This window comes from Hyphomonas sp. J20-32, assembly GCF_055808555.1.
Genome location: NZ_CM147873.1, coordinates 372,460 through 395,982 on the forward strand (window position 1 = coordinate 372,460; position 23,523 = coordinate 395,982).

General features: G+C 62.4%; 22 protein-coding genes. 8 read left to right on the forward strand and 14 right to left on the reverse strand.

Annotation, left to right across the window (positions count from 1 at the left end; all coding sequences use genetic code 11):
* Position 1 precedes the first annotated feature (1 nt).
* Entirely contained in the window at positions 2–913 is a 912-nt protein-coding gene (locus tag AC0L7I_RS01770) for a GNAT family N-acetyltransferase (protein ID WP_473397823.1), read from the reverse strand.
* A gap of 262 nt (positions 914–1,175) precedes the next feature.
* Between AC0L7I_RS01770 and AC0L7I_RS01775 the strand changes: the two genes are divergently transcribed.
* From AC0L7I_RS01775 to rpoH, 4 genes are all read left to right on the forward strand, one after another.
* Entirely contained in the window at positions 1,176–1,607 is a 432-nt protein-coding gene (locus tag AC0L7I_RS01775) for a response regulator transcription factor (RefSeq protein ID WP_473397824.1), read from the forward strand.
* A 108-nt stretch (positions 1,608–1,715) separates the two neighbouring features.
* A complete protein-coding gene (locus tag AC0L7I_RS01780; protein ID WP_473397825.1) occupies positions 1,716–2,330 on the forward strand; it encodes a rhomboid family intramembrane serine protease in 615 nt (204 codons plus the stop codon).
* Positions 2,323–3,468 (forward strand): cell division protein ZapE, encoded by a 1,146-nt coding sequence (gene zapE / locus AC0L7I_RS01785; protein ID WP_473397826.1) that lies wholly within the window; start codon positions 2,323–2,325, stop codon positions 3,466–3,468. Before AC0L7I_RS01780 ends, zapE begins: the two co-directional genes overlap by 8 nt.
* Positions 3,469–3,684: 216 nt before the next feature.
* Complete coding sequence (gene rpoH, locus AC0L7I_RS01790) at positions 3,685–4,599, forward strand: RNA polymerase sigma factor RpoH (RefSeq protein ID WP_473397827.1); 915 nt, start codon at positions 3,685–3,687, stop codon at positions 4,597–4,599.
* Between the two features lie 13 nt (positions 4,600–4,612).
* Here the strand turns inward: rpoH and AC0L7I_RS01795 are convergent, their stop codons facing one another.
* The gene (locus tag AC0L7I_RS01795; RefSeq protein ID WP_473397828.1) at positions 4,613–5,833 is read right to left on the reverse strand and encodes a hypothetical protein; all 1,221 of its coding nucleotides are present in this window, start codon (positions 5,831–5,833) and stop codon (positions 4,613–4,615) included.
* Between the two features lie 70 nt (positions 5,834–5,903).
* Between AC0L7I_RS01795 and AC0L7I_RS01800 the strand changes: the two genes are divergently transcribed.
* Positions 5,904–6,734: a TrmH family RNA methyltransferase gene (locus AC0L7I_RS01800; RefSeq protein ID WP_473397829.1), complete on the forward strand. Its 831-nt coding sequence runs from the start codon at positions 5,904–5,906 to the stop codon at positions 6,732–6,734.
* Between the two features lie 74 nt (positions 6,735–6,808).
* Here the strand turns inward: AC0L7I_RS01800 and AC0L7I_RS01805 are convergent, their stop codons facing one another.
* From AC0L7I_RS01805 to cysG, 6 genes are read right to left on the reverse strand one after another with little or no spacing between them, the layout of a single operon-like run.
* Entirely contained in the window at positions 6,809–7,552 is a 744-nt protein-coding gene (locus tag AC0L7I_RS01805) for a phosphoadenylyl-sulfate reductase (protein WP_473397830.1), read from the reverse strand.
* 6 nt (positions 7,553–7,558) lie between these two features.
* A complete protein-coding gene (locus AC0L7I_RS01810; protein ID WP_473397831.1) occupies positions 7,559–8,047 on the reverse strand; it encodes a DUF934 domain-containing protein in 489 nt (162 codons plus the stop codon).
* A complete protein-coding gene (locus AC0L7I_RS01815) occupies positions 8,034–9,692 on the reverse strand; it encodes a nitrite/sulfite reductase (protein WP_473397832.1) in 1,659 nt (552 codons plus the stop codon). The genes AC0L7I_RS01810 and AC0L7I_RS01815 overlap by 14 nt, the downstream gene beginning before the upstream one ends.
* The gene (locus tag AC0L7I_RS01820) at positions 9,685–10,296 is read right to left on the reverse strand and encodes a glutathione S-transferase family protein (protein ID WP_473397833.1); all 612 of its coding nucleotides are present in this window, start codon (positions 10,294–10,296) and stop codon (positions 9,685–9,687) included. The genes AC0L7I_RS01815 and AC0L7I_RS01820 overlap by 8 nt, the downstream gene beginning before the upstream one ends.
* Complete coding sequence (locus AC0L7I_RS01825) at positions 10,293–10,598, reverse strand: DUF2849 domain-containing protein (protein ID WP_473397834.1); 306 nt, start codon at positions 10,596–10,598, stop codon at positions 10,293–10,295. Before AC0L7I_RS01825 ends, AC0L7I_RS01820 begins: the two co-directional genes overlap by 4 nt.
* Positions 10,595–11,986 carry a siroheme synthase CysG gene (cysG, locus tag AC0L7I_RS01830; RefSeq protein ID WP_473397835.1) on the reverse strand — a complete coding sequence of 464 codons (1,392 nt, stop codon included), beginning with the start codon at positions 11,984–11,986 and terminating at the stop codon, positions 10,595–10,597. The genes AC0L7I_RS01825 and cysG overlap by 4 nt, the downstream gene beginning before the upstream one ends.
* A 109-nt stretch (positions 11,987–12,095) precedes the next feature.
* On the opposite strand from cysG, the gene gcvA reads away from it, so the two are divergent.
* Positions 12,096–13,028 carry a transcriptional regulator GcvA gene (gene gcvA, locus AC0L7I_RS01835; RefSeq protein WP_473397836.1) on the forward strand — a complete coding sequence of 311 codons (933 nt, stop codon included), beginning with the start codon at positions 12,096–12,098 and terminating at the stop codon, positions 13,026–13,028.
* Here gcvA and AC0L7I_RS01840 read toward each other — a convergent pair.
* Positions 13,025–15,079, reverse strand: a complete 2,055-nt coding sequence (locus AC0L7I_RS01840) for a hypothetical protein (RefSeq protein ID WP_473397837.1) — start codon at positions 15,077–15,079, stop codon at positions 13,025–13,027. The two genes, gcvA and AC0L7I_RS01840, sit on opposite strands and share 4 nt — an antisense overlap.
* A 404-nt stretch (positions 15,080–15,483) precedes the next feature.
* On the opposite strand from AC0L7I_RS01840, the gene AC0L7I_RS01845 reads away from it, so the two are divergent.
* Positions 15,484–15,876, forward strand: coding sequence for an Hpt domain-containing protein (locus AC0L7I_RS01845; protein WP_473397838.1), 393 nt, complete (start codon positions 15,484–15,486; stop codon positions 15,874–15,876).
* On the opposite strand, the gene AC0L7I_RS01850 is transcribed toward AC0L7I_RS01845, so the two are convergent.
* A complete protein-coding gene (locus AC0L7I_RS01850; RefSeq protein ID WP_473397839.1) occupies positions 15,837–16,181 on the reverse strand; it encodes a chorismate mutase in 345 nt (114 codons plus the stop codon). The two genes, AC0L7I_RS01845 and AC0L7I_RS01850, sit on opposite strands and share 40 nt — an antisense overlap.
* 128 nt (positions 16,182–16,309) lie before the next feature.
* Entirely contained in the window at positions 16,310–17,125 is an 816-nt protein-coding gene (locus AC0L7I_RS01855; protein ID WP_473397840.1) for a carbonic anhydrase, read from the reverse strand.
* A 342-nt stretch (positions 17,126–17,467) separates the two neighbouring features.
* Here AC0L7I_RS01855 and AC0L7I_RS01860 point away from each other — a divergent pair, with 342 nt between their 5' ends.
* Positions 17,468–17,908 carry a hypothetical protein gene (locus AC0L7I_RS01860; protein WP_473397841.1) on the forward strand — a complete coding sequence of 147 codons (441 nt, stop codon included), beginning with the start codon at positions 17,468–17,470 and terminating at the stop codon, positions 17,906–17,908.
* Here AC0L7I_RS01860 and odhB read toward each other — a convergent pair.
* From odhB to sucD, 3 genes are all read right to left on the reverse strand, one after another.
* A complete protein-coding gene (gene odhB / locus AC0L7I_RS01865; protein ID WP_473397842.1) occupies positions 17,905–19,401 on the reverse strand; it encodes a 2-oxoglutarate dehydrogenase complex dihydrolipoyllysine-residue succinyltransferase in 1,497 nt (498 codons plus the stop codon). The genes AC0L7I_RS01860 and odhB overlap by 4 nt on opposite strands.
* A 38-nt stretch (positions 19,402–19,439) precedes the next feature.
* Entirely contained in the window at positions 19,440–22,448 is a 3,009-nt protein-coding gene (locus AC0L7I_RS01870; protein ID WP_473397843.1) for a 2-oxoglutarate dehydrogenase E1 component, read from the reverse strand.
* 164 nt (positions 22,449–22,612) lie between these two features.
* Positions 22,613–23,515, reverse strand: coding sequence for a succinate--CoA ligase subunit alpha (gene sucD / locus AC0L7I_RS01875; RefSeq protein WP_473397844.1), 903 nt, complete (start codon positions 23,513–23,515; stop codon positions 22,613–22,615).
* Positions 23,516–23,523: the final 8 nt, after the last annotated feature.

Consider the following 23,523-nt stretch of genomic DNA (forward strand, 5'->3'; position numbering starts at 1 on the left):
CCTAATTCGGACCGGGTTTGAAAACCGCATCGCGGTCGGCGAGCAGCTCATAGGAGACGTGACGCTTCAAAAGGTTGGTCAGGGCTGTGGAGTCACCCTGCAGGATGTCCGGTGGAATCAGCTGGCCGAAGGTCATGCGGAAGTTTGAGCCGCGTTTGTTGAGCAGCTCATGGAAAAGCGTGATGTCGCGCAGCTCGTCATTAAGATCGCAAAACAGGTAATAAAGGGCGGAGTTACGGGCATCGAGATTGAGCGGCAGGATCGGGGCCTTCTGCTTGCGCGCAAGGCCGATCACGGTGGAGAACCAATCCTTTTCCTCAAGCACACCGTCGACACGGCGGGCGAGGCGACCGGACGGGAAGATGACCACGCATTTTTCCTGGGCGAAGGCTTCGGCGGCGCGGCGCAGGGTTTCCCGCGTCTTTGCGGGTGTGCGCTTGGACGCGACCCATTCGACCGGGATGATGACATCCTCGAATTTCGGATTGACGCGCACAGCGTCTGCATTGGCAAAGAAGACGATGTCGTCGCGCACCTGTTTCAGCAGGTCCCAGACGGCGACCCCGTCGGCAAGGCCCGTCGGATGATTGGCGGCGACAATGAGCCGCCCGGATTCCGGCATGCGGTGAATGGCATCGACCGAGAGGTCGAATGCCAGCTGGCCGGAGAGCAGGTCAAAGGATTGCCGGCCATTGAGCTGGACGATCTCGTCGGCCATGCGCCGCGCCTTGCCATAGCCGAGCATCTGGTAAAGCACGGGCCGGACGAGCGGCCAGGCCCAGCTGGCCCGGAGCTTCGGGCAGCGTTCCTCGATCAGCACATCGACGATGTGTTGATCCGCATCGGTGGCGGCCTCGTGAAAGGCCGAGACGGTGGAACCCGCCTGCGGGGCTGTGGCGATCTCGTCAGTCATGGCCTCTGTGCTTTTTTTGCATTTTTCTTCGAGGGCGTTTCCCGAAGGCGCAACATACATGAAGTCCCCTTACGGGAAAGCGGATGCGGCAGGATTCACGGACCGGAAAAACTTTCCAGAAAAGGCAGATCTGTAGAGATTTCAACACTTCGGAAAGTTCTGCTTTACCAAGCCGTAAGGCCCGCGTGGCAAGTTCACACCAAGACGGGCGCAGATGCATGCTGACGCCCAGGCAGCAGGAAACATTTCGGGGTAGAGTTAGATGAAAGTACTTTGGGTAGAAGATCACGAGCCGGTGCGAGAAATGTTGGCGATTGCCGCCGACAAGGCCGCCCGCTCGCGCATCCAGGTGGACCTCGTGATGGCGCCGACACTGATGGCCGCCGAGGCTCGCCTGCGCCTGGAGCGCTTCGATCTTGTCGTGCTCGACCTCGGCCTGCCCGACAGCGTCGACCCGGACATGACGATCGCCCGCGTCGCCAATATGGGCAAGTATCGCATCGCGGTCGTCTCCTCGATGGATACGCGCGACCAGGTCGTGGCCTCTGCCCTGCGTTGCGGCGCAAATATCGCGCCAAAAGCCGTTTTCAAGGCAAGCCTGCCCTTTAACCGTTTCATCCAGCGACCCGATGCATTCGAGGACTTCCTGCTGGAACAGATGCCATCCGCTGCTGCGCCAGCGCGCGCCGCTTGAGCCATTCGCCCATGAGGCGCTTATGCTTGCAGACCCCAGCATGACCTTGCTAAGCCGCCCGGTGAATCCAACCGGGCGGCTTGGCCCTATTTATGAACCTGAAATGCCATGAACGCCCTGCTCGTCTATCCTGCCACCCTGGTTCTGATCGCGATGAATGTGATCGCCAGCGTGCTGGCGTTCAATAATCAGGAATTTTTCAACAGGTATTGCTTCTGGATCAAGCCGATCCGCCAGGGCGAGGAATGGCACCGTTTTGTCACCTCGGCCTTCCTGCACGTCAACGGCCTGCACCTGTTCGTCAACATGTACGTGCTCTACATGTTCGGCCAGATCCTGGAGGCCTATGTCGGCTCCGGCGGGTTCCTGATCCTTTACGCCGCATCGCTGCTGGGCGGAAACATCTGGGAATATGCCGACAAGCACAACCAGCCCGGCTATCGCTCGGTTGGCGCATCGGGCGCGACATCCGGCGTCATCACGGGCTTTTGCCTGTTCTATCCCTTCGCGACGCTTTACCTGTTCTTCGCGATCCCGATGTGGGCAATCGTGTTCGGCGCAGGCTTCATTGTTCTCAGCTTTATCCTGTCGCAGCGTGAACAGACCATGGTGGCGCACGGCGCGCACCTTGGCGGCGCCCTGTCAGGGCTGGTGATTGCCATGCTGCTGCGGCCCGAAGCCTGGCGGCAGATGATCAACCAGGTGGCCTCACGGATTGGCTGACGGCGCAACGACCTCCGTGCTGGAACGGTACCATGCCCGGGTCGCCGAGGGCCTGATCGACGCAGACAGCGCGCAGGCCGAAGCCGCCGCTAGGCTGGACGCCCTGGCCCGAAAGCTGGTCAGCAACGGAAAGAACGGCTGGTTCTCCAGGCCCGAGCGCCCGATGGGCCTTTACCTGTGGGGCGGGGTTGGACGCGGCAAATCCATGCTGATGGACCTGTTCTTTGACGCGGCGGACGTGACCGCAAAACGGCGTGTGCACTTTCACGAATTCATGGGCAGCGTGCATGACATGCTCGGCGAATGGCGCAGCATGGACGAGGGCGCGCGCAAGCGGTCGGAATGGCGCGTCAGGGGGGCGGGCGACGACCCGATCGCGCCAGCCGCGAAACGGATCGCCTCCGGCGCGAGCCTTCTCTGCTTCGACGAGTTCCAGGTCACGCAGATTGCCGATGCGATGATCCTTTCGCGCCTGTTCGAGGCGTTGTTCGCGGCCGGTGTGACGGTCGTGGCAACCTCCAACCGGCATCCGGACGACCTGTATGCCGATGGCATCAACCGGCCCCTGTTCCTGCCTTTCGTGAAAATGCTGAAGGCCAATTGCGATGTGTTCGAACTCAGCGCCGAGCGGGACTATCGGCTCGACCGGCTGAGTGAGGCGCCAGTCTGGTATGCCCCCCTGGGACCGGACGCGGGGGCCGCACTGGACAAGGCCTGGCAGCGCCTGACACTGGGCGCACAGCCGCAGCACTGCACGCTGACCGTGAAGGGGCGCAAGCTGGACGTGTCGCGGGAGGCAGCCGGCGTTGCCCGGTTTACGTTCGAGGAGCTCTGCGCCCGTCCGCTCGGTGCGCGCGACTACCATGAGATCGCCGCGACCTTCCACACGGTGATCCTTGAGGGCATCCCCCTGCTCTCGCCCGAAAACCGCAACGAGGCGGCGCGGTTCGTGACGCTGATCGACGAGCTTTACGAGGCGCGGGTGAAAATTGTGGCGAGCGCTGCAGCCGAGCCCGACGCGCTCTACCCGACCGGAGACGGCAGTTTCGAGTTCCAGCGCACGGCCAGCCGCCTGCACGAGATGCGTTCAATGGACTACCTGGCCGAAGAGCGCCGGACGGTGCCGGACGCGACATAAACCTCCGCGCGCCAATACGTTACCAAACGCTCACAAATCTTGCCTTTCCCCTTCCCTATCGGCGCCGTATTCTCTATTTATGCTGCTGCGCGATGACATACATGCGCATTTCCGGGGAATACGTCGCCGCCATGCGGGGCTAGGAACATCCTCGGAACATCTGAAACGGGAGCCGTCGCCGCCAAGCGGGACTGGTTTCACTAGGAGGATATAATCATGGCTAACCCAATTTCGGCCCGTAGTACGGCCGCCCTCAGCCCCGAACAGGGCCTCAGCCGGTATCTCAGCGAAATCCGCAAGTTCCCGATGCTCGAGAAAAACGAGGAATTCATGCTCGCCCGCAAGTGGCTCGAGAATGACGACACCGAGGCTGCTGAAAAGATGGTGACCTCGCACCTGCGCCTCGTGGCCAAGATCGCGATGGGCTATCGCGGCTATGGCCTGCCGATGGCTGAAGTGATTTCCGAAGGTAATGTCGGCCTGATGCAGGCGGTAAAGAAATTCGACCCGGAGAAGGGCTTTCGCCTGGCCACCTACGCAATGTGGTGGATTCGCGCCGCGATCCAGGAATACATCCTGCGCTCGTGGAGCCTGGTGAAGCTGGGCACGACGGCCGCACAGAAGAAGCTGTTCTTCAACCTGCGCCGCCTGAAGGGCGAGATGAAGGCGCTGGACGAAGGCGACCTCAAGCCGGAACAGGCCAAGCTGATCGCGGAAAAGCTGAACGTGACCGAGGCCGAAGTCTATTCGATGAACGGGCGCATGTCCGGCTCGGACGCCTCGCTGAACGTGCCCATGGGCACCGATGGCGACATGGAATGGCAGGACTGGCTGGCCGATGACGAGCAGGGCCAGGCTGAGGAATTCGCCGACCGCCAGGAATACGATGCCCGCATGGACCTGTTGTCCAATGCGATGGAAGACCTGAACGAACGCGAACGCCACATCCTGACCGAGCGGCGCCTGTCGGAAGAGCCCAAGACGCTCGAAGAGCTGTCGGAGACCTATAATGTCAGCCGCGAGCGCATCCGCCAGATCGAAGTGCGGGCGTTCGAAAAGCTGCAAAAGGCGATGAAGCGCATGGCCAAGGAACAGGGCCTGCCGATCGCGGCAGGCGCTGCGGCGAACTGAGACAGCCCTTCCGCTAGTCTTTCAAGTCATCCCCGGCAGGCGGTTTCGCCTGCCGGGGATTTTCTTTGAAGTCGATATCCGTCGGGTCGATGCCGAAAAGGATGCTGAGAAGCAGTGCCGTCACCGCAACCGCAAAGACGATGATCGCCACGACGCTGCCGCCGACTCCCAGAGTGCGTGACAGGTACATGGTTATGTCGTCATAGCGGAACACACCAATGGCGGCGGCCACGAATCCGCCGATCTTGGCGGCATATTCGACCTGGCTGGGATAGGCGCGCAGGTGGAAGAATATCAGCAGCAACGTCCAGACACCGAAACCGAGGGCAACGAGCGGCGCCACGATTGTATAGGCGCTCGACGATCCGCCCCCCGTCAACAACGACATGGTCTGAAGATAGGACGCGTTCAGCAAGGGCCAGATCAACATGACGGCGCCGCCCACTGCCAAGCCGAAGGAAATGTGTGAAAAGTCGCTGCCATAGGCCCGCTCAAGGCCTTTGCGATAGCGTACGAGCAGTATGCCAATTCCCAGAAGCAACAGCAGGAAGAAGCACTTCGCCGTGAGCACGTAGCGGTGGATGGTGGCCAGTCGTGAGGGCGACTGCGCCGCCAGTATGTTGAGATGCTGACGGAACGCTGTCTTGGCCTGGCAGCAATCCCTGACTGTCAGGCGCTCGCCAGCCGGAAAGCAAAGCATTTCGACATCGGCGGCGCTCGCGTATTGCAGCCATTCCTGATCGCATTTCGACTGGTAGGTGGCCAGACCGCCTTCAGCGGACGAGAGGATCTTCATGCGTGTCAGCACATCCAGAACAGGCGCACGCGGCGGCGTCGCATCTGTTCCGGGTGCGCCCTGATCCGCCATCAGGGCTGACGGAGAGATTTCAAAGACAGATCGCGCATTCGATCCGCTGAACAGGCTGGCAAGGCCCCAGGCCGCCACCCCGCAGACAAGTGGGCAGACAATCAGGATCAGGCGTCCATACCTGAGCTTGCCACGACCGAACGCATCGACCAGAAGCACCGCAGGTTTCCAGAAGGCAACAAGCGCCAACAGGCCCGCAATGGGGAAGAAGATGAAGTTCTGGGAATCAAGGGACGCGACCCGCAGGCCGATGCTGCCAGCGCCGAATTCCGCAACCAGCGCGCCGGTCTCCACCAGGAATGCGGCATAGAGCAGAAGAAATGCGATCGACACGGCGACCCGCGACACGAGATGTGTATTTGACATGAACTCGTCCCCTAGATCATGGCTGTCAGGTATTCCTACCCGCTGAGCCATACCTGACAAGGTCAACCCTATGCCCATTCACCCGATTGATGACCCTGCAGACGCCCGGATCGCCGCCTATACGTCGATCCGCGAGAAGGACCTGACGTCGGGCCATGGGGCAAGGTTCATTGTCGAGGGCAAGGTGACGCTGGAGACGCTGCTGCGACGGTCGCGATTCAAGGTCGAAAGCCTGTTCCTGTGCGAGACGCGGCTGGAACCGCTGGCTGATATGCTTGAATACGTGCCGGATGATGTGCCGGTCTATGTCGCGCCGCAGGACGTGATGGACGCCGTGGCGGGATTCCCGATGCACCGGGGCGTGCTGGCCTGCGGGCTGAAGGGGGAAGCCGTACAGGCGGTAGAGCTTCTGGACCACATTTCCCGTGCCTGCGTAGGGGACGCGGCCTCATCGACTATCCTCATGCTGTCGGACCTGTCCAACCATGACAATGTCGGCGCGTGTTTCCGCAATGCGGCGGCCTTTGGCGCCGATGCCGTGCTGCTGGACAGCCAGAGTTGTGACCCGCTTTACCGCAAGGCCATCCGGGTCTCGTCGGGCGCGAGCCTGTGGCTGCCCTTTGCGCATGGCGGCAGCGGGGCGGACATGATGCAGGCGGCGCAGGACGCCGGCTATACGGTTTGGGCGATGACGCCGCGCGCGGATGCCGCGCCGATTGGATCCCTGCCCATACCGGACAGGCTCGCGATCCTGCTCGGCGCGGAAGGGCCGGGCCTGCCAGACGCGTTGATCGCAGCTGCCGTGCCAGTGCGCATCCCCCTGTCCGCGGGCTTTGACAGCGTTAACGTGGCAACGGCGGGCGCGATTGCACTGGCAAGCGTGTTTGCGTCCCGATCCTGAAAAGAAACCGCCCTCTCCAGACCGGAGAGGGCGTACGGGAATGCGTGGTGTGACGTCCGACCCGGAGTGTAAACTCAGAACACGCGGGGGCGTTCGTTCTTTTCGACATGCAGGCCGCACTCGGTCTTGTCCTGACCGGCCCAGCGACCGGCGCGCACGTCTTCGCCTTCGGCGACAGGCTTTGTGCAGGGCCAGCAGCCGATCGACGGATAGCCCTGTGCGACCAGCGGGTGACGTGGCAGGTTGCGCTGCTTGATCATCAGGTCGACATCTTCCGGCGTCCAGCTGGCCAGCGGATTGATCTTGTAGCGACCATTGGCAAATTCGAAGACCGGCAGCGACATGCGCGCGCCGCCATGGAACCGCTTGCGGCCCGTGATCCAGGCCGAGAAGCCTTCCAGGGCCGGCTCGAGCGGGCGCACCTTGCGCAGGGCGCAGCAGGCATCGGTATCCGATTTCCAGAGATCGTTCTTCGGATCGAGGACCTTGCGCTCTGTTTCGTTTGGCGGGATCGAGCGCACGCCGGTGAGACCGAGACGCTCGATGACTTCGTCGCGGTAATCCAGCGTTTGCGGAAAGTGCATGCCCGTGTCGAGGAACACGATTGGCAGCGACGGATCGACATCAGCGATCAGAGCCAGCATGGCGACACTTTCGGCGCCGAAGCTGGAAACATAGGTCATGCGATCGGGCCATTCGCGGATCATCGACACGCGCAGGATCGTCTGGGCGGAGGCATCGCGCAGTTCGCCATTCAGGCGTGCGAGGCGAAGTTCCGGCGCTTCAGCGTTCCGGGCAATGACGTCACCATAAGGCATCAGGTTCTAGCTTCCGTGTCTCTTGCGGAACACCGGCACCTGACCGCCCGCTGCGGGCTGGTAGACTTCGGAATATTCCTTCAATGCTTCCAGCACTGAAGGTAGGTCTGCACGGGCCGTTGCGTAAGCATCGATGCCTGAACGGTTCATATAGAATATCTGATCCCGCAGGACATGGCCGACCGCGCGCAACTCGCCCGCATAGCCATGTCGGCGGCGCAGGAGCTGGGCCTGGGAGTAGCCGCGCCCGTCGGTATATTTCGGGAAACTGATCTCGATCAGCAGTATTTGCTGCAGGAAAGGCTCAAGCGGCGCGACATCGTCATCAGGCGCAAGGCGCACACCGACATGGGTGTTGCGTTCGGCAAGCCGAGGCGCCTCGGCAAGGAACCGGGCGAGCGGAAGGGTGACATAGGCCCCATCAGACAATTCTGCTTCATCCGCGACATGGGACCAGCGATCGGCCGTTTCGGCGCCGTTCTTAACTAGCGGCATAGAGGGCTTCCTTGAATGGGTCGTGGCCGAGGCGGGCCAGCGTGTCGATGAACAGCTCGTCCTTGCCGCTGCGAAGCGCGCGATAGGTGTCGACAACGCGCTTGAGGGCGCCGGGCACATCTTCCGACTTGAGGCCTGGACCGGCAATGTCGCCGATCGCTGCTTTTTCGTCGGCGCGGCCGCCGAAGGTGATCTGGTAGAATTCCTCGCCTTTCTTGTCGACACCGAGGATGCCGATATGGCCGACATGGTGGTGTCCGCAGGCGTTGATGCAGCCGGAAATATTGATGTGCAGGCGACCGATGTCTTCCTGGTAGTCCGGATCGGCGAAGACCTGCTGCACTGCCTGCCCGACCGGGATGGATCGCGCATTGGCAAGGTTGCAATAGTCGAGGCCCGGACAGACGATGAGGTCCGTGATCAGGCTCTCGTTCGCCGTGCCGAGACCGGCGGCGTCAAGCTCGCGATAGAGGGCCGGCAGGTCGTCGAGGGCGACATGCGCGAGGACCAGGTTCTGCGCATGGCTGACACGGATATCGTCATGGCCATAGATCTCAGCGAGATGCGCCACCGTTTCCATCTGCGTGTCGGTGGCATCGCCCGCAAGCCCGCCAATCGGCTTCAGGCTGACCGTGACGGACGTATAGCCCGGGATGACATGCGGATGCAGGTTGATGCGGGCCCAGCGGGCAAACGCAGGGTCTGCCGCTTTCGCTGCTTCGAACGCGTCCGATATTTCCGGCTTCGCTGCCAGTTCCGGCGGGGCGAAATAGGCGTGGATGCGTTCGATCTCCTCCCTGGGCAGGTCGATCTTCTCGTGCGCGCGCTGGTCGGCGAATTCAGCCTCGACCTGGGCCTTGAATTCGTCTGGGCCAAGTTCGTTCACCAGGATCTTGATGCGGGCCTTGTACTTGTTGTCGCGGCGCCCGTGGCGATTGTAGACGCGCATGATGGCCTCGAGATAATCGAGCAACTGCGTCTCCGGCACGAAGGCATTCGCAAGCACGGCGACATGCGGCGTGCGCCCCTGCCCGCCGCCGACATGGACTTCGAAGCCGACCGTGTCGCCGCGCCGGCGCATGTGCAGGCCGATATCGTGGACGCGGATGGCGGCTCGGTCATGCTCGGCGCCGGTGACGGCAATCTTGAACTTGCGCGGCAGGAAGGCGAACTCCGGATGGAACGTGCTCCATTGCCGGATGATCTCGCACCAGGGGCGCGGGTCCATGATCTCGTCGCGCGCAGCGCCAGCGAAATGATCCGACGTCGTATTGCGGATGCAGTTTCCGCTGGTCTGGATGGCGTGCATCTCGACCTCGGCGAGCAGGGCAAGGACATCCGGGATGTCCTTCAGGGCCACCCAGTTAAACTGTACGTTCTGGCGCGTGGTGAAGTGGCCGTAGCCGCGATCATAGTCGCGGGCGATGCGGGCCAGCATGCGCATCTGGCGCGGGTTCAGCTGGCCATAGGGAATGGCGATGCGCAGCATATAGGCGTGCAGTTGCAGGTAGACGCCGTTCTGCAGGCGCAGCGGCTTGAATTCGTCTTCGAGCAGTTCGCCCGACAGGCGGCGCTCGACCTGGCCGCGGAACTGGGCGACGCGCTCCTTGACGATCTGCGCGTCGAATTCGTCGTATCTATACATGTGTCACCTCGTGGAGATGTGGCAGGCCGAGTTCCAACTCGCAGCGGGCGACCCAGGCGTGCACGGCAGGGAATTCGGAAAGGTCGAAGCCGCCTTCATGCGCAAGACGCGTATAGGCGAGCAGGGAGATGTCAGCGAGCGTGAGAGCCTCGCCGCCGGCTATCCAGTCATTCGACAGGAGCGCCATTTCCATGCGACCGAGGGCGCGGCGGCCCCTGGCCATCAGGTCGGGGTCGATCTCGTCGTCCGGCTTCTTGAGATAGTGTTTCTGGAAGCGGCGCACGGCAATGGTCGGCTCATGGGAATATTGTTCCCAGAACATCCATTCGAGCATCTTGGCGCGCTCGAACGCGTCGTCCGGGATCAGGTCCGATCCTTCGGCCAGATGAAGGATGATGGCGTTGGACTGGGCGAGCGTGCGGCCATTGTCGAACTGGATGACAGGCACCTGCCCGAACGGATTGAGCGCGAGGAATTCGTCCGTACGGCTCTCGCCCTTCAGGATGTCGATCTCGATCCATTCGTGCGGGACAGAGAGGCGCTGCGCCACCCATTTCACCTTCAGGCAATTGCCCGAAATGGAATCTCCGAAAATGCGGATCATGCCTTGGCTCCATAGGCGACGGTGGGGCCGTTCGCTCGGATGGATTCGCGCAGCGTTTCGCGGCCAGTGATGGCGCCCGTTTCCGTCACTTCCATGAAATAGGGATCGGTCACGACGCCTTCCTGGTTTGCCGCTGCGGCGAGGCGGATTTCAGCCTCGTCCCCGGTGAAGGCTGCGATGCGGGACGTATCCGTGGTCCAGCCGCCGTCGGCGTCCATCCAGACGTTGCGGCCGGTGGCGGTTTCCCATGCGGTGATGGATTTCGGGGTTTCCGGTTTCAGTTTCGGGCGGACGGAGCTCATGCGATGTTTTCCCTGAAGGCACGGGCAATGGCCTCTTCGGGGAGGCCCGCCACTTCGCCGATGACGAGCAGCGCGGGCCCCTTGATGCCGGCGCGCTGGATGAGGTGGGGCAGTTCGGCAAGCGTGCCGAAAACGCGGATTTCGTTGTCGCGCGTGCCGTTCTCGATGACGGCAACAGGCGTGGCTGGCGCACGGCCGGCCTGGATGATCTTTTCGGCAATGGTCGCAGCCGTGCCGACACCCATGAACACGACGACCGTCTGCGCCGGACGGGCGAGCGCAGCCCAGTCGAGATCGGGCACGCCGCCTTCCTTCGCATGGCCGGTGACGAAGGTGAGGCTCTGAGCATGGTCACGATGGGTGAGCGGCAGGCCAGCCCCGGCAGCGCAGCCGAGAGCGGAAGAAATGCCGGGCACGACGGTGGCGGCGACACCGGCCGCGCGGACCGCTTCCAGCTCTTCCCCGCCCCGACCGAAAATGAACGGGTCGCCGCCCTTGAGGCGGACAGTGCGCTTGCCGTCGCGGGCCGAGGCGATGAGCAATTCGTGGATCATTTCCTGCGGGACCGAATGGTCGCCCTTGGACTTGCCGACGGGCACGCGGTCTGCGTCGCGCCGGATGAGGGCGAGGATTTCGTCGCTGACGAGGCGGTCATAGTAAACCACGTCGGCTTCCTGGATCAGGCGGAGGGCCTTGAGTGTGAGGAGTTCGGGGTCGCCGGGACCGGCGCCGACGATGTGGACCACGCCTTCGGCAGGCGCGCCCGTTTGCATCTGCTGTCGCATGGCCGCTTCGGCGCCGTCCAGATCACCGGCATACGCACGCTCGGCTGCCGGACCGGTAAAGGCCGCTTCCCAGAAGCGGCGACGGGCCTTGTTGTCCGGGATCGCGGCTTTCACATCCGGGCGCAGGCGCCCCGCGAGGGCGGCGAGATCACCAATACGTCTCGGCAGCAGGGCTTCGAGCTTTTCGCGGAGGGATTTGGCCAGAACGGGCGCCGATCCGTTCGTGCCGATGGCCGCAACGACGTCGCCCCGGTCGATGATCGACGGGACGGTAAAGTCGCACAATTCGGGATGGTCGACGACATTCAGCGGCACGCCATACTGGCGCGCCATCGTGATCGCCTTCTCGGCATTGGTGTCGAGCCGGTTCGCGACGATGGCAAACCGGGCGACATCGAGCGCCGGACCCGCATGATCAGGGGGGGCAATCGTGATGCGCCCGGCAAACTCTTCGGCGAAGCCCGGATCGATCTGGCTGACGATCACGGTGATGTGAGCGGGCGTCGCGGCCAGCAGGCGCACCTTGCGGCGTGCCTCTTCGCCGCCGCCAAAAACCACGACAGACGCGTCATCCATGTTGAAGAAGGCCGGAAATTGGCGCATGCGGGGCCACTCTTGTTTAGTATTGCTGATCGATCAGGGGCCAAGATGGCTCTTGACGGCTCAGGCGCAACCGTGAACCCCTACAGCGAGCCTTTAGAGATACTATTTCATGACAGACACGAACGACCGCCTGCCGCCCCTGAACGCCCTGCGCGCCTTTGAAGCCGCCGCAAGACGCCTGTCTTTCACACAGGCCGCCGACGAACTCAATGTTACGCCAGGCGCGATTTCGCAGCAAATCCGTCAATTGGAGGACTATGCCGGAACTCCCTTGTTCAAGCGAACGGGGCGTTCCGTCCTGCTAACCGATGCCGCGCAGGCCAGCCTACCGCTGGTGCGCGAAGCGTTCGAGCGGATTTCCGAGGCCGGGCGCATCATGCAGGCGCCCGCTCGCAAGGGCCGGGTGATGGTATCGTGCGCACCGAGTTTTGCGGCCAAATGGTTGGCGCCCAAGCTCGGCGAATTTCACAACACGCATGAGGGCGTCGAGGCCTGGATCTCGGCCGATATGGGCCTGACCGACTTCACGATGGCGGACGCCGATTTCGCGATCCGCTATGGCCGGGGCAGCTATGAGGGCCTCAAGTCGGAGAAATTGCTGGACGAAACCGTGCTGCCCGTCTGTTCCCCTGCCCTGCTTGAGGGACCGGACGCGATAAGAAAACCCGACGACCTGCGACACCATACATTGCTGCACGATGAGAGCGGCGAAAATGACCCGTCCTGCCCGGACTGGGCAAGCTGGCTGCGCGCGCGCGGGGTGGATGGCGTGGATGGGTCGCGTGGGCCGCGTTTCAACCAGGCGATCCTGGTCATTGAATCAGCGGCAGCCGGGCGCGGTGTGGCGCTGGCCAAGCAGGCGATTGCCGCCGCCGATCTCGCATCGGGTCGGCTGGTCGCTCCTTTTGCTGACGGCTCGACGCTGATCGATTTCGGTTACTGGCTGGTCTGGCCAAAGGGCCGCCACCTGTCACCGGATGTGCGAGCCTTCATGAAATGGGTGAAGGCCGAAGCGACCAAGGACGAAATCGTCGGGGTCTAGTTACCGGCGCCGGCCGCAGCATCCAGCAGAAGGTAGGCGGCTAGGCGCGGGCTGGCATTCCGGCTGGTCTTCTGGGTCTGTTCGAGCGCGTTGAGCGCGTCTTCCTCTTCCAGCGTTATGAACTCGCGGGCGAGGGCTTGCAGGTCGCGGTCACTGCGCAGGCGCTGGGTGACGCGTTCGACCTGACGACCGGCATTGTCCATGATCGCCGCACGCCGCTCTCTTTCGCCGTTGCGGGCAGCCTCGGCAATCTTGCGCTTGGCTTTCGGGCGAAACGCTTCGGGCAGGAGAATACCGGACGTTTGCAAGCGCTGGATCAGTTCGTCCGCAATGTCTTCGCGGTCAGGCTTGGCGCCAGTTTCGTCACGGCTCATGTCCGAAATGATATCGCGCCAGCCCATGTCATTGCTGGACGAGAGCGGCCGGCCGGAGGATGGAACAAGCGTATTTCCATTCGCCTGGGTCGGCGCAACATCGGTTGAACGCCGGGCCGGGACGGCCGGTTTGGGTTCGGCGGCATCGTCGAAACGGCGCCGCAGTGTCAGTGGGTTCGGATCCTTCGGATCGACCTCTCGACCGAGCTCCAGCGGCGCGTCCTTCTTGCTGTCCGTATCGGCCTCCTTGCCGAGGCTGGCCGATGCCAGCAGGTCGGCAGCGGCATCGAACAATTCGTCTTCCATGCTCGGACGCGGGTTCGGACGGGACGGCTGAGGGCGGGCAGCCGGCGTGCCTGTGGCACCGGACTTTTCAGCAGTGGGGGATTCGTGACCATTGGAACGACCATTCAGCGGTCCATTGGCGTGGCCGTTTGCGTAGGCGGCGGGCGCTGCTGGCGGGGCGGCGGGCGCCGGCTCCGGAGATGGAGCGGGCGTGGGGGAAGGAGTGGGTGTGGGAGCGGCGCTGTGAACGGGTGCAGCGTCCTTCGAGGGAGCTGGCGCTTGGACTCCGAGACGGCGGTTGAGAATGTCTGTCTCGGCCCGCGCCGCATTGCCAGCGGCCCGCACCGAGGCGGTGGCGTGATCTCCGGCTTCGCGCAGGCGCGCGAGGGCGCTGGCGGCTTCTTCGGCGGCCGAATGGGCCGTCTGTTTGATTTCGCGATTGGCAAGGCGGGCACCATCCAAAGCGGAGGACACGGCATCCTTGAGCGCCTCGCCGGTGGTCGAGGCCGCCGCTGCTGCGATCTCCCCTGCCCGGACGGCGGCATCGACAAGCTTGCGTGACTGTTCGAGTTTCTCCTCGACGCGGCTGACAGCGAAAGTGAGCGTTTCGGTGCGCGAAGATGCGTCCCGCGCGAGGCCGTCGAGATCAACGAGCTTGGCTGCGAGCGACTCGCCGGCAGCGCGCATGCCATTCAGCCGGGCTTCGAGTGCGTCGTCGGCGCGGGCAACTTCCTCACCAGCCAGACGGGCCGCGCTGACCATCTGCTGGGCCTGGCGCGGAATGGCCTCGCTCATCTCGTTGACCTGGGTTCGCAAGTCGCGGGCAAGGCTTTCAAGCGCCGTTCGCTCGGCGGCGAGGCGCTGGGCGAGATCGCGGGCATTGTCAGCACTCGCATAGGCAACCGATTCCAGTCGCATGCGCTCGTCGCCAATCTCACCTGACATGGCCTTCATGGCGGAGATCGCATGCGCCATGGCATGATCGACTTCGGCGGCGGACTGTTTCATCTGTTCGGCGATACTGATGCCCTCGGTGCCAGCTTCACGGGCCGGGGCCAGAAGGCGGATGGCGGCTTCCATGACGAGTGCATTCGAGGCAGCCGCGCGACGATTCGTGCGCCCCATATAGCCTGCCATGATGATAATCAGGCCCGGGATGATCGCAGCGACGCCGCCAGCGAGCAGAATGGCGGGTGAAAGTTCAAGTAGTGCATCAATGCCCAGTAGCCCGAGCACTCCTGCACCAACGCCAGCAAACCACAGCAAGGCAATGACGAATCCCGTGGCAACCATCCAGCCGCCACCATGTCGGGCGTACTCGAAGTTTTCCGACGCCTCTTGCCTGACCAGAAGATCCCGGCCGGACGGGCGAGATGAAGGCGTGACCGTCATGAGGCGACTATACCGCGACAATAAGCCCGCGGCGAGGCCGGAAAACAGGCTTTTTCAAGGCTCAACAGGCGCGTTGCCTAACCCAGCACTCGGACAAGCATATTCTCAGCGGGCCGGTTATCTGCTGAATCATCCTGATCTGAAGGCGCAAACTCGACACCGAGCCAGGCAAGAATCCCAGCAAGGACAAGGTTGCGGATGAATACGACGATTGCGACCATGGGGATCCCCAATTCAACAAAGGGCATCTCTCAGGCCCTAAACAAGGCTGTAACCTACTCCGTTCAGGCCTTCTCGCCAATCGATAAAATTTTGTAAGGTCCGGTGAACGGAGCGACGCCTGGCGTTAACCATTGGGGAATGGTCGCCGTGAGACAGTGCCATACGCCTCCGGAGAGCCGACCATGACCGACGCCGCCCCTGCCCCGCTCGTATTGCTGGACCAGGCCCATTTGCAGGCCATGACAGGCGGTGACCAGGCATTGGCCATCGAAGTGCTGGAGATTTTCAAGCATCAGGCCGAAATCTGGTCGCGGCTGCTGGACCCGCGCGCTGACCCGAGCCAGTGGGCTGACGCGGCCCATACGCTGAAAGGGGCAAGCCTCGGCATCGGCGCCGTCAAGCTGGCCGCCATCTGCGGGCGCGCCGAACGCCTTGGGCGTGGCGACACGCCGCCAAGCGTGACAGCCGCCGCTGTGATGCTGGGAGATGTGAAGGACGCGCTGGGCGACACGCTGGAAGCTGTCGCCAAGCTGGCCTACGAGCTTGCCGCTTCAGGGGCCATCAAGGCGTCATAGCTCTCGAATTCATAAGCGATGCACCGATCGATCAGGGTGCGCCAGACAGGCTCGGCAATCGCTGGTGACAGGCCGGCGTCTGCACAAGTGGCCTTCACCTTCGCGATCACATCTTCGATACGGGCCCGGTCATGCACGATGGCGCGGTCGCCCTTGATACGGGCGGCGGCATCCATGAAGGATTGTCGCTCGGCAAGGATTTCGACAAGCAGGCGGTCGATACGGTCGATCTCGTAGCGCACCTGCACCATCGAGTCCGCCGTTTCGGCGGTATGGTGGCGCTGGTCGGATGTGTAGGTTGTCATGGGCTTGGCCCCGTTCTGCTAGACGTGCCCGTTACATGGGGACGGCGCTTGCGGCAAGACAGGGAGGTGCGACCGGGAAGCGCGGCCTGCCGGAAAAAGGCAGACCGCGCCCGGACAGGTGCGCCAGGCTATTCCGGCTTGACCAGCGGTCTTGCGTTCAGGGGCTGCGCCGGACGCGCGTTGGCGCCCATGTAGCTCTCGAACTGGGCAAGCTCTTCTGCGCTGGCTTCGATAGGGTCAGCCGCGACGTTCCAGTTGACACCCTCCGAGCAGGGCGGCGTGGTGAGCGAGCCGTCATAGCGGAACACTTTGAGGTCTTTCGGCAAAAGGGCATTCGGATCGAAAGTCATGCGGCCGACCTTGCCATCAAATTCGTCGCCCTTCTTCTCCCGGAGAATTTGCTCAAGCTGCCAGTTGCTTCGGCCCTGCTTGATGAGCACGCCGAGAACCGCGAGTTGCTGGGTCTCCGGGTGCTGGTGCACGAAGTGCGCTTCCATGGGGTAAGAAGCACCATTGATCACGTGTTCCGACGGCGTGTGGAAATGAACCTGCAGCAGGTTGTACCTGACACCACCAATGGTGATGCTGGAGTCGACAGGCGCCTTGACCAGGATCGTGTGCCCATTGGCCGGAAGGGTCAGGGGACCGGTCTTGTAGTCCGTTTCGATCGCGATGCTTCCTGCAGCATTTGTCGCGTACAGGTCGATGGGGGATTGCGCGTCACCCGTCTCGCAAACCGGATAGGCCGGGCCGTCCAGACCGTGCAGCTTGCCCCACGCGTCCGGGCCCTCGTCGCCTTCATACGTCCAGTGAGGCTTGGCCGTCGATTGGTCAGCGGCCGATGCTGCGTGGGCTCTTTCGGCAGTCGCAAGGCCAGAGGGGGCCGCAACAAGCGCGCCGCAGAGGATGGCGGCACTCGCCAGCAATCGGAATTTCTGAGTCATATAACATGATCCTTGTTCAACTTGGTTCAGTGACACCACGAACTGACCCACCCCGACGGGCGCAAAGCTCGCTGCGGCTTTGGCGGATCCCGGTATGCCGTCGTCTTAAGGTTAAATAGCGCAACCGAGATACTGAACGGGTTGCCGATTCGAAAATGACGTTGTTTTTCCATGACATTCTGCATGTTTTCCGCAATACCGCCCTTAGCGGTCATCATGCTTCCACCGGAAAGGTTAACGCAGCCAAAATCCAAGTGTATCGCAGCTGAGCCTGAGCAGGCTCAATCCTGAACATGCCCGGCGACCCTTTTTTGCAGCGGGGCCTATCGAAGGAAAAACGACATGCCATATGCGTCTGATTCGGAAATTGAACGCATCGCGCGCGGCCTGATGGACCGAACGCTGCCGCTGGCCGAATGGACGCATGCCGCCCATTTCGCTGCTGCCCTCTGGCTGGTTGCGCAGGACTATGCGGCTGCATGCCGGGACATGCCGGACATGATCCGCGCCTATAACGCAGCCAATGGCGGGGTGAACTCCGACACTGAAGGCTATCACGAGACGATCACGCAGGCATCGCTCGGCGCGGCGCACAGCCAGCTCGGCGAGGCGGCGCCCGGCACGCCGCTATGCGCCGTCCTGCGCGGACTGATGGCATCGGAATTCGGGAAATCCAGCTGGCTGATGGCCTATTGGTCCAAGCCAGTCCTATTCTCGGTCGAAGCAAGGCGGGGCTGGGTCGGTCCCGACCTCAGCCCCCTGCCCTTCGATGTCAGAACCTAGACTTCGAGCAGCATCCGCTCGGGATCTTCCAGCGCTTCCTTGACGCGGACGAGAAAGGTGACCGCTTCCTTACCGTCGACGATGCGGTGGTCATAGCTGAGTGCTAGGTACATCATCGGACGAATGACGACCTGGCCATTGATCGCGACCGGGCGCTGTTCGATCCGGTGCATGCCGAGCACGCCGGACTGCGGGGGGTTGAGGATCGGGGTCGACATAAGCGAGCCGTAGATGCCGCCATTGGAGATCGTGAACGTACCGCCCTGCATGTCGCCAATCGTGAGTTCGCCTTCGCGGGCGCGCTTGCCGAGGTCGGCGATGTATTTTTCGATACCGGCAAGGGACAACTCGTCACTGTCGCGCACGACCGGCACGACGAGGCCCTTGTCGGTGCCGACGGCAACGCCGATGTCATAATAGTTCTTGTAGATGATGTCGGTACCGTCGATCTCGGCATTGACCGCCGGGACTTCCTTCAACGCGTTGACGCAGGCCTTCACGAAAAAGCTCATGAAGCCAAGCTTGATGCCGTGCTTGGCGACAAAGCTTTCCTGGTGCTTTTTGCGCAGGTCCATGATGGCACCCATGTCCACGTCATTGAACGTGGTGAGCATGGCGGCGCTGTCCTGCGCTTCCTTCAGGCGCCGGGCGATTGTCTGGCGCAGGCGCGTCATGCGCACCCGCTCCTCGCGCGGCCCAAGGTCGCGCGGCGGGCGCGCCTCGGCCACGGCTGTCGAGGCAGGCGCTTTCGGCGCAGCGTTCACATAGGCGAGCGCGTCGGCCTTGGTGGCGCGGCCATCGCGGCCGGTGCCGGGGATGTTTGCCGGGTCGACACCCGCTTCGGTCGAGATGCGGCGGACCGACGGGGCAACGGCGCTGCTCGCTGCAGCGGCGGCCGGAGCGGGCGATGCCGGGGCGGCCGCTGGCGCAGATGCAACGCCGCCGGCGCTGATGCGGGCAATGACGGATCCCGGCGTGACGCTTGCGCCTTCGGCGACCAGAAGTTCGGCAATCACGCCATCAGCCGGCGCGGGCACTTCGAGCGCAACCTTGTCAGTTTCGATCTCGGCTATGGTCTCGTCCTTCTTGACGCTGTCACCGACCTTTTTGAGGAAAGTCGAGAGCGTGCCCTCGGCGACGCTTTCGCCCATGGTCGGCACGGCAACATCGGTGAGCTTGCCGCCCGACGCTGCCGGCGCAGGCGCAGCCTTGGCAGGCGCGGCTTCGGCCTTGGCGGGCGCTGCCTTGGCCGCACCGTTTCCGGCATTGAGGCGACCGAGCAGCGCGCCGATCTCCACCGTGTCGCCGACATTGGCGACGATTTCGGACAGAACGCCGTCTTCCGGCGCGGAGACTTCGACGGAGACCTTGTCGGTCTCGAGTTCAACGAGCACGTCGTCACGTTTGACGCTGTCGCCAGCGGCTTTCATCCATTGTCCGACGGTGGCTTCGGTGACGCTTTCGCCGAGAGTGGGGACTGAGATATCGGTCATGATTTTTACGTCCGTATTGGAAATTCCGGGAAAGGCGGTCAGGAAGCGACGATCTTGTCGTCGACCGGATCTGGCCCAAGGGCAGAGTTGATGAAGGCGGCCATTTCGGCCTTGTGCTTGGACATGAGTCCGGTGGCTGTTGCAGCCGATGGTGGACGCCCGGCATAGCGCGGACGCGGCATTTTTGCCTCGATCTGCGTGGCGCACCATTCGATCTCGTCTCGGATGAACGACCAGCCGCCCATGTTGCGCGGCTCTTCCTGGCACCAGACGAGTTCGGCGCCCTTGAAGCGCTTGAGCTCGTGCATGATCGAGCGGCGCGGCACGGGGTAGAATTGTTCGATCCGCATCAGGTAGACATCGTCGACTCCGAGTTCTTCACGCGCCTCGAACAGGTCGTAATAGACCTTGCCCGAACACATCACGACCCGGCGGATCTTATTGTCCTTGGCCAGTTTCACCTTGCCTTCGCGGCCCGGTGTTTCGGCGTCATCCCACAGGATGCGGTGGAACGAGGACTTCGTCGTCATGTCGTCGAGGGACGAGGTAGCCAGCTTGTGCCGCAACAGCGATTTCGGCGTCATGATGATCAGCGGCTTGCGGAAATCGCGGTGGATCTGGCGGCGCAGGGCGTGGAAATAGTTCGCCGGGGTCGTCAGGTTGCAGACCTGCATATTGTCTTCGGCGCACATTTGCAGGAAGCGCTCGAGGCGGGCGGAGGAGTGTTCCGGCCCCTGCCCTTCATAGCCATGCGGCAGCAGGCAGACGAGGCCCGACATGCGCAGCCATTTGCGTTCGGCCGAAGAAATGAACTGGTCGAAGAAGACCTGCGCGCCATTCGCGAAGTCACCGAATTGCGCTTCCCACAGGGTCAGCGTGTTCGGGTCGGCCAGCGAATAGCCGTATTCATAGCCGAGCACGGCCTCTTCAGAGAGCAATGAGTCGATGACTTCGTAATGGGCCTGCTTGTCGCTGATATGGTTCAGCGGCGTGTAGCGCTCGCCCGACGCCTGGTCGATGAAATGGCTGTGGCGTTGCGAGAAGGTGCCGCGTCCGCAATCCTGGCCGGACAGGCGGACCGGAAAACCTTCTTCCAGCAATGCGGCATAGGCAAGGTGCTCTGCTGTCGCCCAGTCGAGGCCGTCGCCTTTTGCAATGGCTGTCGCGCGCCCCTCGATGACGCGGGCAAGCGTCTTGTGGATCTCGATATTGTCAGGAACCGTGGTGATCGACTGGCCAAGCTGTTGCAGGCGCTTCTTGGAAACACCCGTCTTGCCGCGGCGCTCGTCATCTTCAGGCAGGCCCATGCCCTTCCATTCGCCGTCCAGCCAATCGGCCTTCTTTGCCTTGAAATTCTTTCCTTTTTCAAATTCCGCATCGAGATAGTTCTCGAAATCGCTGACCTGCTTATCGACTTCGTCCGACGTCAGGATGCCTTCGGCAACCAACCGCTGGCCGTAGAGTTCGCGTGTCGACGGATGAGTCTTGATCTCGTTGTACATGACCGGCTGGGTGAACATGGGCTCGTCGCCCTCATTGTGCCCGAAGCGGCGGTAGCAGAACATGTCGATGACGACGTCTTTCGAGAACTTCTGGCGGAACTCGGTCGCAACCTTGGCCGCATAGGTCACCGCTTCCGGATCGTCGCCATTGACGTGGAAGATCGGCGCCTGGACCATGAGCGCGACATCTGACGGATAGGGCGAGGAGCGCGAATACATCGGGCTCGTGGTAAAGCCGATCTGGTTGTTGACGATGAAGTGGATCGTGCCGCCGGTGCGATAGCCGGACAGGCCCGACAGCGCGAAACATTCGGCCACCACCCCCTGGCCCGCAAAGGCCGCATCGCCATGCAGCAGGAGCGGTAGAACCTTGGTCCGGTTGAGCTTGCCGGTTTCCCGGTGCAGCATTTCCTGCTTCGAGCGGGACTTGCCGAGCACGACCGGGTCCACCGCTTCAAGGTGGGACGGGTTGGCGTTCATCGACAGGTGAACTTCGTTGCCGTCAAACACGCGGTCGGACGAGGCGCCGAGATGGTATTTGACGTCGCCCGAGCCGAACTGGTCGGCGCCCTGCGTGTTGCCGCCCTGGAATTCAAAGAAGATCTGCTCGTAAGGCTTGCCCATGACGGCAGCCAGCATGTTCAGGCGGCCGCGGTGAGGCATGCCGACAACGATTTCCTCGACGCCGAGAGCGCCGCCGCGCTTAATGATCTGCTCCAGTGCCGGCACGGCCGCTTCACCGCCATCGAGACCGAAACGCTTGGTGCCCGGATAGCGCTTGTGCAGGAAGCGCTCGAAGGTTTCCGCTTCGATCAGCTTGGCGAGGATCGCCTTCTTGCCTTCCGTCGTGAAGGCAACACCCTTGTCCGGGCCCTCGATCCGTTCCTGCAGCCAGGATTTTTCGTTCGGGTCGGAAATGTGCATGAACTCGATGCCGATGGTCGAGCAATAGGTACGCCGGAGGATGTCCAGCATTTCCGTGACGTTGGCATAGTCGAGGCCGAGATAGCCATCGATGAAGATACGCCGGTCCATGTCAGCGGCTTCGAAGCCGTAGGTTCCCGGATTGAGTTCGGGCTGGTCGCCGAAATCCTCGATGCCGAGCGGATCGAGCTTGGCGGCGAGGTGGCCGCGCATGCGGTAAGCGCGGATCATCATGATGGCGCGGATGGAATCCTTCACCGACTGGGCGATGTCGGCTTCCGAGGCCCCGGGCTTTTCAGCCTTGATCTTCTTCGCAAGCTTCGGATCGACGACCGCCCAGTTGCCATCGAAGGCGGCGACATCGTCGCCCTTTTTCTGCAAGGGCCAGTCACCGCGCTTCCAGCTGGCGCCGGCGGCATTGGCCTCAGCGCTGGCCGACTCGTCGCCCAGTTCAGCAAAGAAGGACCGCCAGCTTTCCGGAACCGAGGACGGATCCTTCGCATAGGCCGCCTGCATCTGCTCGAGCCACTGGGCCGAGCCGCCATACAGGAATGCCGTGTCGAGCATTGCAGCATTGCCCTTGCTGCGTGCGCCATTCATCGGGCTGCCATCGTCTGCCATCTGTTTTCCGTCCTCTGGACCAAATCGTTCCCCGACATATAGGAACGATACCTTGCCTAGTTCCTATCGCTAGGAACTTTTTGCAGGACGGCCGACGCGGTCAGAACCTGGCCTCGCCAGACGGGCCTTCCGGCCGCCCTGGCTTACTCACATTACAGGGCAAATTAGCCCTTCAGAACCTCGACCAGGGTGGTTCCCAGACGAGCAGGTGATGGCGACACGCGGATACACGCAGCCTCCATTGCAGCAATCTTGCTTTCTGCATCGCCCTTGCCACCGGACACGATGGCGCCAGCATGGCCCATGGTGCGGCCCTTGGGGGCCGTGCGACCGGCAATGAAGCCGACCATCGGTTTCTTGCGGCCTTTCTTGGCCTCGTCGATAAGGAACTGGGCGGCTTCTTCTTCCGCGCCGCCGCCGATCTCACCAATCATGATGATGGACTTTGTTTCATCATCTGCAAGGAACATTTCCAGCATGTCGATGAATTCGGTGCCCTTGACCGGGTCGCCGCCGATGCCGACAGCCGTTGTCTGACCGAGGCCGGCCTGCGTGGTCTGGAACACGGCTTCATAGGTCAGCGTGCCGGAACGCGAGACGATGCCGACATTGCCCTTCTTGAAGATGGAGCCCGGCATGATGCCGATCTTGCACTCGTTGGCCGTGATGAGACCCGGGCAGTTCGGCCCGATCAAGCGCGACTTGGACTTGTCGAGCTTGGCCTTGACGCGGACCATATCGAGCACAGGCACGCCTTCGGTGATGCAGACGATCAGCGGGATTTCCGCGTCGATGGCTTCCTCGATGGCCGCCGCAGCGCCGGCTGGCGGGACATACACGACGGACGCAGTGGCACCCGTAGCGGCCTTGCCTTCAGCCACGGAAGCGAAGATCGGCAGTTCCTGGCCATTGTCGGCCGCCCACATGGTTCCGCCCTTCTTGGGGTGGATGCCGCCAACCATTTTGGTGCCGTAATAGGCCAGCGCCTGATTGGTGTGGAACGAACCGGTATTGCCGGTCATGCCCTGGGTGAGAATCTTGGTGTTGTTATCGATAAGAATGGACATGAATATTC

Excerpts from the sequence above, each read along its gene's own strand:
- AC0L7I_RS01795 (WP_473397828.1), bottom strand. The coding sequence starts at position 5,833 with ATGTCAAATACACATCTCGTGTCGCGGGTCGCCGTGTCGATCGCATTT.
- AC0L7I_RS01780 (WP_473397825.1), top strand. The coding sequence starts at position 1,716 with ATGAACGCCCTGCTCGTCTATCCTGCCACCCTGGTTCTGATCGCGATG.
- AC0L7I_RS01845 (WP_473397838.1), top strand. The coding sequence starts at position 15,484 with ATGACCGACGCCGCCCCTGCCCCGCTCGTATTGCTGGACCAGGCCCAT.
- gcvA (WP_473397836.1), top strand. The coding sequence starts at position 12,096 with ATGACAGACACGAACGACCGCCTGCCGCCCCTGAACGCCCTGCGCGCC.
- AC0L7I_RS01870 (WP_473397843.1), bottom strand. The coding sequence starts at position 22,448 with ATGGCAGACGATGGCAGCCCGATGAATGGCGCACGCAGCAAGGGCAAT.
- odhB (WP_473397842.1), bottom strand. The coding sequence starts at position 19,401 with ATGACCGATATCTCAGTCCCCACTCTCGGCGAAAGCGTCACCGAAGCC.
- AC0L7I_RS01820 (WP_473397833.1), bottom strand. The coding sequence starts at position 10,296 with ATGATCCGCATTTTCGGAGATTCCATTTCGGGCAATTGCCTGAAGGTG.
- AC0L7I_RS01775 (WP_473397824.1), top strand. The coding sequence starts at position 1,176 with ATGAAAGTACTTTGGGTAGAAGATCACGAGCCGGTGCGAGAAATGTTG.
- AC0L7I_RS01805 (WP_473397830.1), bottom strand. The coding sequence starts at position 7,552 with ATGCCTTATGGTGACGTCATTGCCCGGAACGCTGAAGCGCCGGAACTT.
- AC0L7I_RS01770 (WP_473397823.1), bottom strand. The coding sequence starts at position 913 with ATGACTGACGAGATCGCCACAGCCCCGCAGGCGGGTTCCACCGTCTCG.
- sucD (WP_473397844.1), bottom strand. The coding sequence starts at position 23,515 with ATGTCCATTCTTATCGATAACAACACCAAGATTCTCACCCAGGGCATG.
- AC0L7I_RS01800 (WP_473397829.1), top strand. The coding sequence starts at position 5,904 with ATGCCCATTCACCCGATTGATGACCCTGCAGACGCCCGGATCGCCGCC.
- AC0L7I_RS01825 (WP_473397834.1), bottom strand. The coding sequence starts at position 10,598 with ATGAGCTCCGTCCGCCCGAAACTGAAACCGGAAACCCCGAAATCCATC.
- AC0L7I_RS01810 (WP_473397831.1), bottom strand. The coding sequence starts at position 8,047 with ATGCCGCTAGTTAAGAACGGCGCCGAAACGGCCGATCGCTGGTCCCAT.
- rpoH (WP_473397827.1), top strand. The coding sequence starts at position 3,685 with ATGGCTAACCCAATTTCGGCCCGTAGTACGGCCGCCCTCAGCCCCGAA.
- AC0L7I_RS01850 (WP_473397839.1), bottom strand. The coding sequence starts at position 16,181 with ATGACAACCTACACATCCGACCAGCGCCACCATACCGCCGAAACGGCG.
- AC0L7I_RS01815 (WP_473397832.1), bottom strand. The coding sequence starts at position 9,692 with ATGTATAGATACGACGAATTCGACGCGCAGATCGTCAAGGAGCGCGTC.
- cysG (WP_473397835.1), bottom strand. The coding sequence starts at position 11,986 with ATGCGCCAATTTCCGGCCTTCTTCAACATGGATGACGCGTCTGTCGTG.
- AC0L7I_RS01855 (WP_473397840.1), bottom strand. The coding sequence starts at position 17,125 with ATGACTCAGAAATTCCGATTGCTGGCGAGTGCCGCCATCCTCTGCGGC.
- AC0L7I_RS01860 (WP_473397841.1), top strand. The coding sequence starts at position 17,468 with ATGCCATATGCGTCTGATTCGGAAATTGAACGCATCGCGCGCGGCCTG.
- AC0L7I_RS01840 (WP_473397837.1), bottom strand. The coding sequence starts at position 15,079 with ATGACGGTCACGCCTTCATCTCGCCCGTCCGGCCGGGATCTTCTGGTC.